The sequence below is a fragment of the Ruegeria sp. CE8 genome (assembly GCF_056537465.1).
This window is the reverse complement of sequence record NZ_JBQFRP010000007.1, coordinates 1-13,765: the sequence shown is the minus strand read 5'-3', so window position 1 is coordinate 13,765 and position 13,765 is coordinate 1. Positions and strand designations below refer to the sequence as shown.

Sequence of the window (13,765 nt, the reverse complement as noted above, 5' to 3'; positions counted from 1 at the left end):
AACCTCAAATCAAGGACTTTTCAGGGGAGCAAATCAACACCTGTTGATTAGGCACTCAATTTCATCCATGTTGAGTTTGCTTGGCTGAAGGAGCGGACCGAATGCAGCATTTTCATGAGGAGGGCACCTCGCTTTGAGCCGGCGCCACGTCCTTATGTACCCTGCCCATACGGTTAGGAACGATAACCCTTTCATTAAGACGTTATCTGAGGCTCTGATAATGCAGGGCGTTCAACTATCAAGTTATAATCCGAGTTTCGCTTTCAGATCCGCCCCAGTAATGCATGTCCATTGGCCGGAGAGAGTTTTTCACAATAGATTAGGAAGCCGGTTTTCAGCGGTGGCCGACTTCTATGCGCGAAATATGTTACGAACGATGGAACGTATTCGGGATGCCGGTGGAAAAGTGGTTTGGACTGCCCACAACCTTGAACCGCACGATGCATGGGGTCCTCGTCAAAAGGAGGTGTGGAATCTTCTTCGACAGGAGTTTTTCCGCAAGGTAACAGATGTAGCCATGCTGTCCTCAGGAGCGCGCATCACCCTATTGCGTTCATTCCCAGAACTGTCGAGCGCAAGGTTTCACACGGTCATGCACCAAAACTTCATAAACTATTTTGGTGGTTTTCAGCTTGAGGATACTAGAAGCCGTCTTGGCTTTCATCCGCAAGATACGGTTTTTCTCACTTTCGGATATATCAAGAGATATAAGCGAGTATCGGAAATGATCCGCGAGTTCCGCTCGGCGAAACTGAAGGCTTCGCGTTTGGTGGTAGCGGGACGGATCGAAAGCTCGTATCGACGCGATGTCGAAGCGGCACGAGGTAGCGATGAGCGCGTAGTGATTTTGGATTATGCATTGGGAGATCAGGAACTGGCATCACTAATAAAGTCTAGTAATGCATGCGTTTTTAATTTTTGCGGCCAATTCAACTCAGGAAGTCTGATAACATCTTTGTCCATTGGAACTCCGGCGATTTTTCCCAAATTCGAGGCTGGTGCTGAAATAGCTGAACGAATTGGAAATGACTATACGCTTCAGGTTCGCGACGCTTTGACATCGGCGGACTTTGTCGAGGCCGCGCGTCGGTATTCAAATGGACATCCTTTGTCAGCCTTGGACCTTTCATTCCTGGACCCTGAAGTCGTTGCCAGAAGGCACATTTCAGCTTATGGAATGGAAAGCGATTAATCCTAGGGTCAGGACTGATCGCCAATAGATGACGAGAGCTGCGAGGGCGATTGCTGCGAGGAAGACCTTCGGGCACCTGTCGTACCGGGTTGCCACGCGGCGCCAATCCTTGAGCCTGCCAAACATGATCTCGATCCGGTTGCGGGGTTTGTATCGGCGCTTGTCGTGCTTCACCGTTGTCTTGCGCTGCTTCCGCCCGGGGATAGAGATCCTTGTTTGCCACTGGCGACAATATCCGAAATTAATGTCGTTCTCTGTGGTCGTTATTTCCCACCTTGATACCATAGTAAGGATTATTGGTTCTGGACTTTTGGTCTTGTGCGCCATTGAGAGGTTCACTGAAATTGGTAGACGCGTACTGAATGCATTGCCGCCATCCAAATCAAACCAGCACGGATCGTGGTGAAAGGTTGGCATGAAGCCAGAACGCACCCAGCGACTTTCGTCAAAAATCAGAGGAAGTCCGCGCTTGGCTTAAATGATGTACTGAGAATGGCTGAGCGATGCCCAATATCGGATGAATGTCAGACCGAAAAGCAAAATCGTGTATGCCAGAGCATAGTCGTTACTCGCTCTCGCTCGGCGCATCTTCGACCTGACCCGGTTGCGAGAGCGAAGAGCCAGCTCCCTCCACGCCACTACCTTCAACCAGAGCGAGGTCGGCGAGCGTGGCGTCTGCCCCCAGATTCAGCCCCGGGAACAAGTCATAGGCGTAGGTGCTTGAGCTTTCTTGCCGATATTCCAGCATCACGTTCTGCTCTTGATCAACATCGTTGATCCTTACGGTTCTCGCAATATTGTCGAACGTCTCGACATTTATGGAGTTGTCGGCTCGGATGGTGGGGGTTTGGGAGAGAACGCGACCATCCTCGAACTCTACGAAGGCGTCCTGGTTCCAAAGCAAGGTATTGTTCGATATCACAGCACCATCGGTTCCGTTGACTCGTATACCATTCCACATCGCGGAATAAATCACGTTATCAGCTACTTCAATGTTCTGATAGTAATCACCAATTCCGCGCTTGGAAAATGCTTCATTATTGATGAAAATTCCCTGCGCCGCCGTCCCGTCGCCCGTATGCATCGTGTTAGAGATGATACGGAGATCGCTGGTTATCGTCTCTGTCGAGTTGACAGACCAGACCTGAATGAAATCAGAGTGGTTCACAGATTGGGGAGATCCGTAGTAATCATAGAAGTTGTTGTTCATGATATCTACGCGCTGAACCCCTTCCATCCGGATTCCATCGCCCTGAAATTCGTACCACTCGTTGTTGTTGATCTGCACATCACTTGTTTCATACATGGTGATACCCTGGAAGAAACCGTGAAACTCATTGTTCTCGAGAGTCAGGCCAGAAGTATCGCGGACGATCCCGATGTCAGCGCCCTGAGTCGATGTGCCCACCAAACCTTCGGTCAGTGTTTGAGTGGAATCTGACGCAAATTCAGTGTTTCGAATAGCGATGTTCGTGCTGGCTTCAATGTTGAGCATGCGGCCCGCATCTCGTGAAACCAAGACGCCGTCAATCTCCAGATTGCTCACGTTCTCGAGATCAATCGACTCTATCACGGCAGGATTGAGCGCGTCCTCCGACACAATCGTGACCGCCTGATCTCCGCCATTGGACAGGTTGATCGAGCCTAGATTAGAGCCAGACGAAACAAAGATCGTTCCGCCAGTCGACTGAGAGAGCGTCTCATAAGCAGCAGCGAGTTCACTCACATCGTAGATGATCACTTCTGGTTCCATAACCTGCCCAATGCTGCGATAGTTGCTTAACGTTAGCTTCGGGACGACGCGCACACAATGGCAACAATTGGTTGGAGGCATAAACATAACCGGAATGTTCCCTGTGTTTGGCCCGGAACTCTGGAGTGCCCTGAGCTACCCCCCTGAATTTCGGACACTGACGTAAGCTGCGATTTGTTGTCTGCTGATCTTCGACGAAGAGGAGATCAGAGATGTCGAAACGGAAGAACCACTCGCCCTAGTTCAAGGCGAAAGTCGCGCTTGAGGGTTTGAAGGGTGAGTGAACTGTGGCTGAGCTTGCCAGCCAATTTGGCGTCCATCCCACGATGATCCACTGTTGCAAACGCGCTATGCTGGAAAGCGCGTTCGGCGTGTTTGAACCAGGCGGAAAGAAGTCCCCAGAGATCGACGAAGAGCAGGTCAAAGAACTGCACGCGAAGATCGGGGAGTTGGCTGTCGCCAACTTTTTTGTCACAAAAGCTCAAGCCATGGATCGGCAAGTGAGGCGCAAGATGGTTGAGCCTGCCAATACCAACCTGTCGAGTGTCAAGCAGCGTAAGTGGCTGTCGACCTCGCGGCCGTCGTTTTACTACACGCCCAAGAGCGAGACGGCGATGAACCTGATGTTGATGCGCCAGATCGACGAGCAGTTTCTGGGAACGCCCTTCTTTGGCGTTCGGCAGATGACCCAGCATCTTCGCAACGAAGGCCATCTGGTGAACGAGAAGCGCATCCGTCGCCTGATGCGGCTGATGGGCTTGATGCCCATCTATCAGATAGCCCAACACCAGTAAGGCGGCGAAAGGGCACAAGACCTATCCCTATCTGCTGCGCGGTTTGCGGGTGGCTCGACCCATTCAGGTCTGGGCCGCAGACATCACCTATCTGCCCAAGCGACGTGGGCTCCTGAATCTAGTGACGACTTTGGACCGGCACACCCGAAAGGTTCTGACTTGGCGGATATCGAACACGCTGGAGGCCGGATTTTGCGTTGACGCGCTGAATGAGGCCATGCACCGCTTCGGCCCGCCTAAGATCATGAGCACGGATCAGGGCAACCAGTTCACATCATTTATCTGGACAGACCGCCGGTGCCGAACTGCTACATCAAGAGCCAACGATGCACGGTTCAGGAGCGAACTGCTGAACCTGGAGATCTTCTACTCGCTGAGGCAGGCCCAGATTGTCATCATTGACTGGCTCAGACAGTACAATCACACAAGCCCGAAGCAGGCGCACAATGTGCGTCCCCTATTAGCGAAAATTATATTTGAGAAACCTACGATCCGCGGGCCAAAAACAGTGGCTAGACAGCGGCACGTGAGCCGAGGCTCGCTCCGCGCGGCGAACTCTCCTATTGCAATTGGCTTCAACGACGCATTAGGTCAAGATTGCAATGATGCTAAGCTGCCCCATGTAGTTCAATCACGGCGGCCCACTTTCGGTAAAGACATTACGTCCGCTGTTCCGGAAGCCCTTTCCGAGACATCCAAAAGATGGTCTATCACTAGGACCTAAGACCAAATCCGTTCAAAAAATGACAGAAACCTGCACCTGGATATCTTGTCAAATTGTGAAACAGTTTAGCAAACTTGCAAAGTGTTGACTTGCAGTTTTGAACGGGTATTAGAGCTAGGCTATCGCATAGACCCACCACTCGGGGAATAATCGATGATTGATAAAGACAATTTGATTGTGCCGGATTTTATCGTCATTGGAGCTATGAGATGTGGAACCACGACCCTTTTTGAGCACCTTTCCGAGCACCCAGTGATTGGGCTTTCGCGCCAAAAGGAAACGGATTTCTTTGTCGAGTCCTTGAATTGGAAAAGAGGGCCGTTGTGGTACTCTGGCCTATTCGACCCGTCCAAGCCGATTCATGGTGAAATCAGCCCCAACTATGCAAAACAGTCAATTTTTCCTGGCGTTCCTAACCGCATACGTGATCATTGCCCGAATGTTCGCCTAGTTTACGTCTTACGCGATCCAGTCGAACGAATGATCTCGCACTATGAGCATGCGCAAGCACTCGGGCGCAACCCGCCAAATCCGGACGATCTTGTTGGTAGTAGCTTTTACTCCAATCTATTGGACACCAGCAAGTACGCCGCAAACCTAGAGAGATATCTCGAATTCTTTCCTCAAGATAAGATTAGGGTTTTGAGTTTTTCGTCTCTCAAGGCCAATCCTCAGTCTTTTTTTGACGAGTTTCTGGATTTTATTGGCGTTCACAAGATTACGTTTGCTCGGACTGGTCATGCAAACTCATCCAGCGAGTTATCATCACTCAGCGGTCCGTTCAAAAGAGTTAGAAGGAATCGACGTCTCCATAATCTTTGGAGTACTTTAAGTCCGGAAACTCGCGAAAAGCTCCGACCTATGTTTTCCACGCGTAAGAAAACTCCAATATTGCGAGTTTCAGAATCCGTTAAGGAGAGGATGGCGGAGGATGTTCTCGAAGATGTACAGCGTCTTAGGTCGCTAACTGGCCAGGACTTTGGTGACTGGTCCCTTTAAGGTGGACGTTTAGAGGCGATAACCAATATTGGGCATCCCTCAGCCATTTCAAATACATCTTGTGAGCCAAGCTCCGAACTCCCCCGAATTTTGAGGAATGTCGCCGAGTGAATTCTGGCTTCAAGCTAGTCTTTTACCACGATCCGTGCTGGTTTGATCTGCAACCGTCCGGCTTCTTTTGAGTACAAAGCGACAGGCTAGGGCCGATCAGGATCAAAACGCTGATTGGCACTGCACCGCGCCAGGAAAGCCTAAAATCGTCGGAATTAACGATGCGTCTTTAAACGACCCCAACTATACATCTCAAACGAGTCAACTACTGCAGGCGCCGAACCAAGCACCAAACCTAGGGCCGCCCGGTTTTGTAGTTGCAGGGCACCTGCTCTGCCACCCAACCTTCTGCCACCTGGGCATAGAGTTCTCCGCCTTGTCTCAGGATGACGGGCTGGTATCGCAATGTGAGTTTGCCAGCATTGCCGGCGGGATATTCCCGATGGCTTTGTGCGGTCTTTCTTCGGTGTAGTATCTACGCCAATCCTCCATCTTTTCGCAAGCATCTGCCGGCGACAGGAAACAATGCGTGTTCAGGCATTCTGCTCTGAACTTGGAGTTGAACGCTTCGATGAAGGCGTTGTCGGTCGGTTTGCCAGGGCGTGAGAAGTCGAGCGGGACACCATTATGGTAGGCCCACAGATCCATATCCCGCGAGATGAACTGGCTGCCATTATCCACCCGCATCGTCGCCGGATAGCCAATCTACCGGCACACCCGCTCCAGCGTGGCAACAACGTCTTCACCCTTGCAGCTGAACCTTGGATCGATGATGGGTGAGAGGCGCGAGAGTGTATCGACCACAGTCAGGACGCGCAGCTTACGGCAAGTCGCGAGTTGATCAAGAACGAAGTCCATTGCCCACACCTCATTGGGCCTCATGGCATCCGAGCGATCCTCCCTCAGATTGGCCTTCACCGCCGTTTTGGTGATCTGTCCCGCAATTACAGCTCCATCTAGCGGTAAATTCTATAGGCTTTCTTGACGTTGATCGGCCAACCTGCTTCAAAACAAACGCCTTCTGTGCGTCCGTAAATCTCGCTGCTTTCATCGCCCCCTTTCCTTCTCCCAGCCAGAAATTCGTCGCGGAAGACTCCAATCACAAATGGCTCAAAAATGGGCTTCAGAGCACACCTATCTGAGATTGGTCAAAGCTTCCGGGCTGATGCCGGCTTCAAGACTTGTATAACTTCGCGAAGTGCCTGAGGCAGAAAGACTCTAAGGCAGCCAACATAAATGGCACATCCCAACATTCCGCCGAGTCCTAGCTGAACCGCCGAATGCAATGCCGAAACCCCTCCCTGGGATATGAAGAGCAACACGACCACACTCATAATAAAAGCCACTATCATACTGGGAATGAATGAATAGAACCCCGAAACAGAGTCCATCGCTTCAATTCTGAACACTACAATTCCAGTAAGCAGAACTGTAATGAAACGTGAGGCAAGTATTCCTACGCACGCACCAGTGAGACCATTGAGAAATGCGCCCATGGTAACGAACGCTAATATGAGCAGAGCATTCAGAAAATTCACCTTCACAAGTAAGTCAAACCGGTTAGTTCCTTGGAAATACGACGAGAAAACGCCTTGCGGCCCTTTTAAGGCTCCAGCGATTGCCATTATGGCGAAGATCGAAGAAATCTCCGACCATCGAGCGCCCAACAGAACATCCGTGATTGGAACTGCAACCGCCCACATCCCGAAATAGATGGGAGAAAGGATTGTGGAAGAAACTGATAGTGCCCATCTCAGAAGCTCTTTTCTATCGCCGCCCTCGCGGCTAATTTTCGAAAAATTTGGAAATATTACGCGACCAAGACTGGAGCCCAGAACTTCCATGGGTAGGACCGTGAACCTGTTGCAAACGAAGAATATCCCGCCGGCGGCGGCATCCAGCACTCGCGTCACAATTAGAACCACACCCTGGTTAGAAAGGTAGTGGCCTATCATCGCAGTAAGGCTCCGCGCTGCTTCAGGCAGCACAGGCTTAATCAATGGCCAATTGAAGTAAATGCGTGGGCGAAACGGCGTAACAACGGACATGGCGATTACGCGCACAATTGAGAACACAATGTGTTGCGCCATCAATGCCCAGACCCCAAACCCCAGAAAAACAAGCAAAATAGCAGAGAATCCGGACGCCAGATTCGATACAATGGTTGGAACAACCTGCTTCCGAAAGGTAAGATTCTTGCTCATCAAGGATACAAAAAACTCGGCAACAAATGTCAGAGGAGCAATCAAACCTATCGTTTGGATGAACACTCTAGAACTAGGCGCACCAAGGAGCTGGCTAATCTGCGGTGCAAATAGAACTAAGGTCATCGACACAAGAAGACCCAAACCTAAGGTGATTAGGAATGCTGTGTGCCACAATTCCGGACTGTGTTCCTCGGCCGCGACAAGCGCGGTATTCACGCTGTGGACCGACATCATCGACATGAGCTGAAACACGGCAATCGCAACCGCGACAGCCCCAAACTCCTCTGCGCCGATGAATCTAGCGAGTATCGGAATGGTCAGAAACTTCAAGCCAACCGCCACGAAGTTCATCGCGGCAACCCAGCGAGCATCCTCACCAACCTTTGAGAAGTCGGAGGGCATTAGGCCGTTTTCCTCAATATTTTTAACTAGTTAACATGTGGCCCATCGCCTTAGGGCAGAATTCTTATCAAGTAAATAAATTATCTACAAGATCTACCCTCGTGCAACCAAAAAAATGGAGCAAATCTCCGACTCTCACCCCGGTAAGTTCTTCCTGGAAACGGCTTTGGTCAACACCTATCCCGTCCCATTCACTGAATGCTCGGTGGAGCACATATGCAATCGCAATTGGACTGAGACCCGTTCTGGGCGTCGAGCGTTCGGTATCGTTGCATTTGAGCGGATAATGCCGAGTTGCGCAAGGCGATGAACCAGGTCGCTGCGGAACGTCGGCGGTTCGGCTATCGACCCGTGCATTTGATGCTCGAACGCTAAGGTTGGCAGGTCAACAAGAAGTAGCTGAGGCAACTCTATCGCGAAGAGAGTTTGCAGGTAAGGAAGCGCGGCCGATGAAGAAAAGCTCTGGGGCGCGAAGGCCAATGTTGGTGCCAGAGTGCCCAAATGAGCGGTGGAGCCTAGACTTCGTCCCGGATGCCTTTGCCGGCCGGCGCAGGTTCCGTGTGCTGCCTAACGTGGACGCCTACATTCGTGAGTGCGTGACCTTGGTTGCAGATACATCGCTATCCTGACTACGTGTCAAGCGGGAGTTGACCGCGATCAAAGCGCGACGCGGATAACCAAGAACGAATGTCAGTGATAATGGCACGGAACTGACTAGCATGGCAGTCTTAAGACGGTGCCTGGTGACCCGGATCGACTGTCACTACCTCGCCCGGGCAAGTTAATGCAGAGCGACTTCATCGAGGCGTTCAAAGGCAGCTTCTGGGAAGAGCTCTTTGACGAAACCCTGCTCCAATCGCTGACCGAGGCCAGAGAGAAGATCACCACATCGAAGGAAGACACAAACCGACACACACCCCACTCGTCCCGCGGCAATCTCACACCGTGGGAATTTGCCACGAAATCGAGACTGGAGAATAAGGCCACATGAGGCCAAAAATCACCCATCGGATTTTCCCAACGGCTGGTGGAAATTCGGGTCTCAGGTCACAATCTCTGAACTGCCTGTCAACCTGGGTGTAGAGATTTTTCTAAGTTCGCATCTTCCAACTTGGATTGACTCCTGCATCCCTTTTTTGCTCCAGATGATACAGCTACTGACACTTTAGCTATTATTGATTGGAGTCTGTTAATGAGCACGCTGCATTTCGTGGCACTGGTGGTACTAGCAGTCGCTCTTTCGACTATCTTGGCGATCTGGTATTACCAGACCCACTCGATCTATCGCTTTCCGCAAGATGCAGTGCGTCCGGAAGGGGACCTTTCGATGTATGAGGTGGTCAAGTTTGCTGGCGGCGACGGAACGTCTATTGAGGCTTGGATTACTCCACGCGAAGGGGATGCTCCAATTCTGCTGACATTTGGCGGCAATTTCGCGGGTATAGATAGGATGGCGCAGCATATGGCAAGCTTTGCGTCTCTTGGCATCGGCATCGTTATTATGCGCTATCGCGGTCAAAATGGCGCTTCTGGTCGTCCTTCAGAGATATCAATAAAGGGGGATGCACTGGCACTCTATGACCAACTCGATGCGATTTTGCCGGAGCCCGTTCCAGCCGAAAAGAGGTTCATCTATGGATTCAGTTTGGGAACTTCGCCAGCAGTCCACGTGGCCAGAAATCGCGAGGTGCAAGGCCTCGTTGTCGAGGCCGGCTTCGATAAGCTTTGTAGGTATCAGAGTAAGCGCTTGAAGGGCATACCAATGTGCCTGCTTATGTGGAATGAGCGCCATGAGGCGGTAGCCGATATTGCTCATGTTAGAGCACCCTTGCTGTTCGGACATGGAGTTCAGGATAAGGCACTGCCGTTAGAATGGGCCGAGGCACTTTTTTCGGAAGCTCCCGACGAAAAGGAGTTTCATACGTACCGCAATGGCACGCATTCGAATCTATTGACGCAGGGTTTTGCCAGCGAGGTCTTGTCATTTCTAAAGAAGTAGTTGGGCAGCAGTTGTTCCGAGACAGCGAAGAATTCGCGCATTCCACGGTTTTCGGCGCGAGCGGCGAGTTTGAAACCGGTTCGTTCGGTTGGCTTGAGCTTGTTTTACTGTGGATAGCCAAGTGGCGACCTGTCTGATCTATTGTGGATTGCAGACGCGCAGGTCTTGGTCAGCAGCCACTCCACACCTTCCTTGCCGATCCGCTTGCGGCAGTTGGTCAGCGAACTCGACGCAAGCCACGATGCTGCCGAACGCAAGAGCTCATAGAAAAAGAGCACGCTAGACCGCCAAAATTGCAAGAGCGGGGGTAACTCTCGAAATTGCTGCATGCCGGTCTGACCCACCTTCTCGGGCGTGTATGACGCCATTTCGCTAAGGTTTCGAACAAGCCGCAGTGCCCAATTCGAGTGGAAGCATCAATCCCACCCCCTGTTTCCGACGCGCGTATTGGAAGGGTTGAGGCAAGAACGACAGAGGATTTTTCTTGGTCCAATCCATCACGCAAAAAATTTCTATTTTGTTATCGGCCCCTTTGTATGTACCAGCCACTGTTCGCAAGTAATTTCTGGTATGTTCTCGGGAGTCGCTCATATGTATTCGGCCTGTTGGCCGACGCGCGGGCCGTGGTCTTGTTGGGGTTACGCGCGCGCTGTGATCTCAGTACCTACAAGGTCTATGCAGACCGTATGGGCCGTTAGATACTGGGGGCGGAAATTTTCCGTTCCATGCTTTTTGTCAGTCTCGAATTCCTTTGGATTACCTCGGAGTTTTGACATCGATAGCAACCTCATCTCTTGGTGAGTCAAACGCCGTTTTATGTTTCAATATGCTCCATGCCCTTCGCGCCAGTTTTTTGGCCAGGCGCCTGCCAATTTGTTGCTGTTCATGCCTTCCGCAGCTTTGGGCAACCCGTCGCCGAAGCTGAAGTCCGGCCATCAATTTGTGCGCATCAAAATGACCTTGACTGCTTGAACGAAGAGCATTCGCAAACATTGGCTACTGCGTTTGGTGATGCGCCCCAGGACCGATCGCCCGCCTGTGCACTATTGACGGGATACAAGGCCAACCCATGGCGCGAAGTCGCGCCCTCGACAAACTGCCTCACCCGTTTCAACTGCTGCTACCATCGCGGTCGAGATCCTCGCGTCAATGCCGGGGATGGTCATGACGATGACGCAGTTCTCTTCGGCATGACTGATCAACTCGATCTCCCTCGAAACTGTATCGATCCGATCATCAAGCCAAAACCAATCACCATAAAGGCCAATCAAGATCGAACGCTTCCGCAGGGATATCACGTCTTTGCGCTCTTCCAAGATCGTTTCGAACGAGCTCTTCGAGCACGCAGCCCCTTCCGCACCGTAATGCCAGGCGCGGATCTGGTTGATAGTTGCAGTTCGACGCGACACCAGGCGGGACCGAACGCGATGGTGCACCTGCAGGTCAAGCTGCTTCTGGTTCTTCTCGGGACAAACGGCAGATTTGCAAATTCCGATGTCTATCGACATCAGCTCAACAATTATGGACTTCGCCATGTTACTTCTCCATCTTGCAGAAATAGACAATGCCTAACCTGCTGAGTGAAGCAGCCGGTACATCCCATTATTCGCTCAAAGAACTCCCAATAGAACAGCGTGTTCGGCGCGCGAAATCGTGCTGTAAGTCGATGATGTCGGTCAGGCGTGGGCGCAGCAGATCGTCCTGTTCAGGGGCGCGGAGTTTCGGCTTCATGGGGCCTTGGAAGTTGCAGGGCTTTCTCTCATTTCGTCGCAAACCCTGCAATCCAAGAGTATCTCCAAGCCCCCTCAGCCAGCGAAATCAGACGCTTGCGCGTTGTTTGGAACCAACCTTTGAGCGGTCCGCGTTGGTGTTTTGTTCATCCGAAAGTCAACAAGCTTCCGCTTTCATCCACGTGCCAGAGGGAAGGCCATCTTTTTCAAGTTGACTTCTACCTCCTATGACTTCGAAGGCCGCGACCCGTTTTACACGCACAAAAGACATTGCATCATTAGCACCGAATATCTGTTGGCAAGATTACGCTGATCGGTTGCCACTAAAGATGTTGGCGTTCGCCAAGTCGGCATTCTGTAATACACATAGCTGTAATGACCCTAGGCGAGACAATCTAGAGGTGAAATGGAGCAAGTATGGTGGCGGCGTACGGCCTTTTTGGATTATCTGCTGGCATTGCCGCATCGGTGATTGCCGTATTTCTCGGCGCGAACTTATTTATCTGCATAGTTTCGTATTTTGCGGGATCTACAGTGGCTGTAGTACTACTTGCACTCAATCGGCTGTTAAAGTCGGACTAGAACTCGTTGAAGCTTGTCGGGAAATGAAAAGGGCACGTTAGGGCGTGTTGACAATAGGGATTCAGATGGCGCGGTGAGCGTGATTCAAGCTGGCAACTGCGATGGAGACCAACTTGGCACGAGACCTGGTGTCGGACGAGGAATGGGCGTTTTGTGAGCGGTTCATCCTAGCGGTCCGCGCCCCGAACGGGCGCAATCCTTCCAAACACCGCTTTGTTCTTGATGGGATTTTCTGGATTGCGCGGACGGGTGCCCCAAGGCGCGACCTGCCCGGGGAGTTCGGGAAGTGGCCGAGCGTTTACCTGCAGTTCCGGTGTTGGACACTGGCGGGGCTCTGGGAGGAGACAATGGACGCCCTGAACCAGAGTGGGGCGGTGCCACCCGCGCGCTTGTGCGTCTGGAGGGTGCAGAAGCCAAAATTGAGACCTCGTCAGTCACGCGCGGCGTTGTTCCTGACCCCGAAACCCGGGCGAGCTCAGACGCTGTAGCGGACGCGTTTGGCTATGCAGAAATGCAGATCGTCTCATTCGAAGATTTGTTTGGCGGTTAACTCCACGCAGCCGTGGATCACCAGCATCCACGAGATCTTGATGACGTAAAGCTTCTCTACGAACATGAAGGACTGACGGATGATCTGTTCTGGACGTTCCTGATCTACACTGCCTGTTCGGCACGTCCGGCCCACGAATTACTGAATCCCAGTCTGATTGCCCTCGATCAACCTTATGTGTGTGAGTTTGAGGGGATGACTAAGTCAGCCGTCGGCCTGGATTGACCTACTGACGACGCGCAACCAACTGATTGCATATATCCAATCTCGCTTCGACAAACCCACCAGACATTATTGGCTCAGTTTGCAGGATGGCGCGCTGGATTTCGCCGCAATTAATCTACCGCAGGCCGCCAGTCTTCTCGCCGTGCGTTGGAGTTTTTCAATCTGGAGCGCTTGATCCGGGACAAGCCGAGGGCGTGGCAAGGTGTGATGCAACGCGAAAATATGGATTTCTGTTTGAAAACAGGGGCCGTCAGAACGCTAGGGTCAGGATTCATAACCAATAGATGACGGTTGCTGCGAGCGCGATGGCAGAAAGGAGTACTTTGGGACAGCGGTCATAGCGGGTTGCGACGCGTCTCCAGTCCTTGAGTCTGCCGAACATAATCTCGATACGGTTGCGGCGTTTGTACCTACGCTTGTCGTACTTGACCGGGGTCTTGCGTTGCTTACGGCCGGGGATGCTGGCGCGTATCCCTTTGTCTTTTAACGCTTCTCGAAACCAGTCGGCGTCATAGCCGCGATCCCCAAGTAGCCAGTCGACTTTTGGGATGCTGCTG

Annotated in this window: 12 protein-coding genes and 2 pseudogenes; 8 read left to right on the top strand and 6 right to left on the bottom strand. The window is 51.8% G+C overall.

The genetic code is table 11. From position 1 onward, the window contains the following. Positions 1-340 precede the first annotated feature (340 nt). Positions 341-1,192: a glycosyltransferase family protein gene (locus tag ACR0AA_RS12870; RefSeq protein WP_480664417.1), complete on the top strand. Its 852-nt coding sequence runs from the start codon at positions 341-343 to the stop codon at positions 1,190-1,192. On the opposite strand, the gene ACR0AA_RS12865 is transcribed toward ACR0AA_RS12870, so the two are convergent. Continuing rightward, positions 1,166-1,477 carry a transposase gene (locus ACR0AA_RS12865; protein WP_480664658.1) on the bottom strand — a complete coding sequence of 104 codons (312 nt, stop codon included), beginning with the start codon at positions 1,475-1,477 and terminating at the stop codon, positions 1,166-1,168. The genes ACR0AA_RS12870 and ACR0AA_RS12865 overlap by 27 nt on opposite strands. 280 nt (positions 1,478-1,757) lie before the next feature. Continuing rightward, on the bottom strand, positions 1,758-2,933 hold the full coding sequence (locus ACR0AA_RS12860; RefSeq protein WP_480756178.1) for a right-handed parallel beta-helix repeat-containing protein: 1,176 nt from the start codon (positions 2,931-2,933) through the stop codon (positions 1,758-1,760). 362 nt (positions 2,934-3,295) lie between these two features. Between ACR0AA_RS12860 and ACR0AA_RS12855 the strand changes: the two genes are divergently transcribed. The 3 genes from ACR0AA_RS12855 to ACR0AA_RS12845 all read left to right on the top strand — a co-directional run bounded on the left by ACR0AA_RS12855 (position 3,296) and on the right by ACR0AA_RS12845 (position 5,462). Continuing rightward, the gene (locus ACR0AA_RS12855) at positions 3,296-3,739 is read left to right on the top strand and encodes an IS3 family transposase (protein WP_480664413.1); all 444 of its coding nucleotides are present in this window, start codon (positions 3,296-3,298) and stop codon (positions 3,737-3,739) included. Between the two features lie 49 nt (positions 3,740-3,788). After that, positions 3,789-4,463 (top strand): transposase, encoded by a 675-nt coding sequence (locus ACR0AA_RS12850; RefSeq protein WP_480664411.1) that lies wholly within the window; start codon positions 3,789-3,791, stop codon positions 4,461-4,463. Between the two features lie 153 nt (positions 4,464-4,616). Then, on the top strand, positions 4,617-5,462 hold the full coding sequence (locus tag ACR0AA_RS12845; protein ID WP_480756177.1) for a sulfotransferase domain-containing protein: 846 nt from the start codon (positions 4,617-4,619) through the stop codon (positions 5,460-5,462). Positions 5,463-5,894: 432 nt separating this feature from the next. Here the strand turns inward: ACR0AA_RS12845 and ACR0AA_RS12840 are convergent. Both ACR0AA_RS12840 and ACR0AA_RS12835 read right to left on the bottom strand, forming a co-directional pair. Continuing rightward, a pseudogene (locus ACR0AA_RS12840) lies at positions 5,895-6,547 on the bottom strand (integrase core domain-containing protein); the annotation flags it as partial. 114 nt (positions 6,548-6,661) lie between these two features. Continuing rightward, the gene (locus tag ACR0AA_RS12835) at positions 6,662-8,122 is read right to left on the bottom strand and encodes an oligosaccharide flippase family protein (RefSeq protein ID WP_480756176.1); all 1,461 of its coding nucleotides are present in this window, start codon (positions 8,120-8,122) and stop codon (positions 6,662-6,664) included. 736 nt (positions 8,123-8,858) lie between these two features. Here ACR0AA_RS12835 and ACR0AA_RS12830 point away from each other — a divergent pair. Both ACR0AA_RS12830 and ACR0AA_RS12825 read left to right on the top strand, forming a co-directional pair. Then, positions 8,859-9,113: an integrase core domain-containing protein gene (locus ACR0AA_RS12830; protein WP_480664405.1), complete on the top strand. Its 255-nt coding sequence runs from the start codon at positions 8,859-8,861 to the stop codon at positions 9,111-9,113. Positions 9,114-9,314: 201 nt separating this feature from the next. Continuing rightward, positions 9,315-10,121, top strand: coding sequence for an alpha/beta hydrolase (locus ACR0AA_RS12825; protein WP_480664403.1), 807 nt, complete (start codon positions 9,315-9,317; stop codon positions 10,119-10,121). A 1,043-nt stretch (positions 10,122-11,164) separates the two neighbouring features. Here ACR0AA_RS12825 and ACR0AA_RS12820 read toward each other — a convergent pair. Beyond that, positions 11,165-11,656, bottom strand: coding sequence for a transposase (locus ACR0AA_RS12820; RefSeq protein ID WP_480664401.1), 492 nt, complete (start codon positions 11,654-11,656; stop codon positions 11,165-11,167). A gap of 878 nt (positions 11,657-12,534) precedes the next feature. Here ACR0AA_RS12820 and ACR0AA_RS12815 point away from each other — a divergent pair. Continuing rightward, a pseudogene (locus ACR0AA_RS12815) lies at positions 12,535-12,813 on the top strand (transposase); the annotation flags it as partial. After that, the gene (locus tag ACR0AA_RS12810; RefSeq protein WP_480664667.1) at positions 12,720-12,983 is read left to right on the top strand and encodes a hypothetical protein; all 264 of its coding nucleotides are present in this window, start codon (positions 12,720-12,722) and stop codon (positions 12,981-12,983) included. The pseudogene ACR0AA_RS12815 and the gene ACR0AA_RS12810, both read left to right, overlap by 94 nt. Before the next feature lie 496 nt (positions 12,984-13,479). On the opposite strand, the gene ACR0AA_RS12805 is transcribed toward ACR0AA_RS12810, so the two are convergent. Next, positions 13,480-13,765, bottom strand: a 286-nt coding sequence (locus ACR0AA_RS12805) for a transposase (protein WP_480756175.1), incomplete at its 5' end; no start/stop codon positions are given.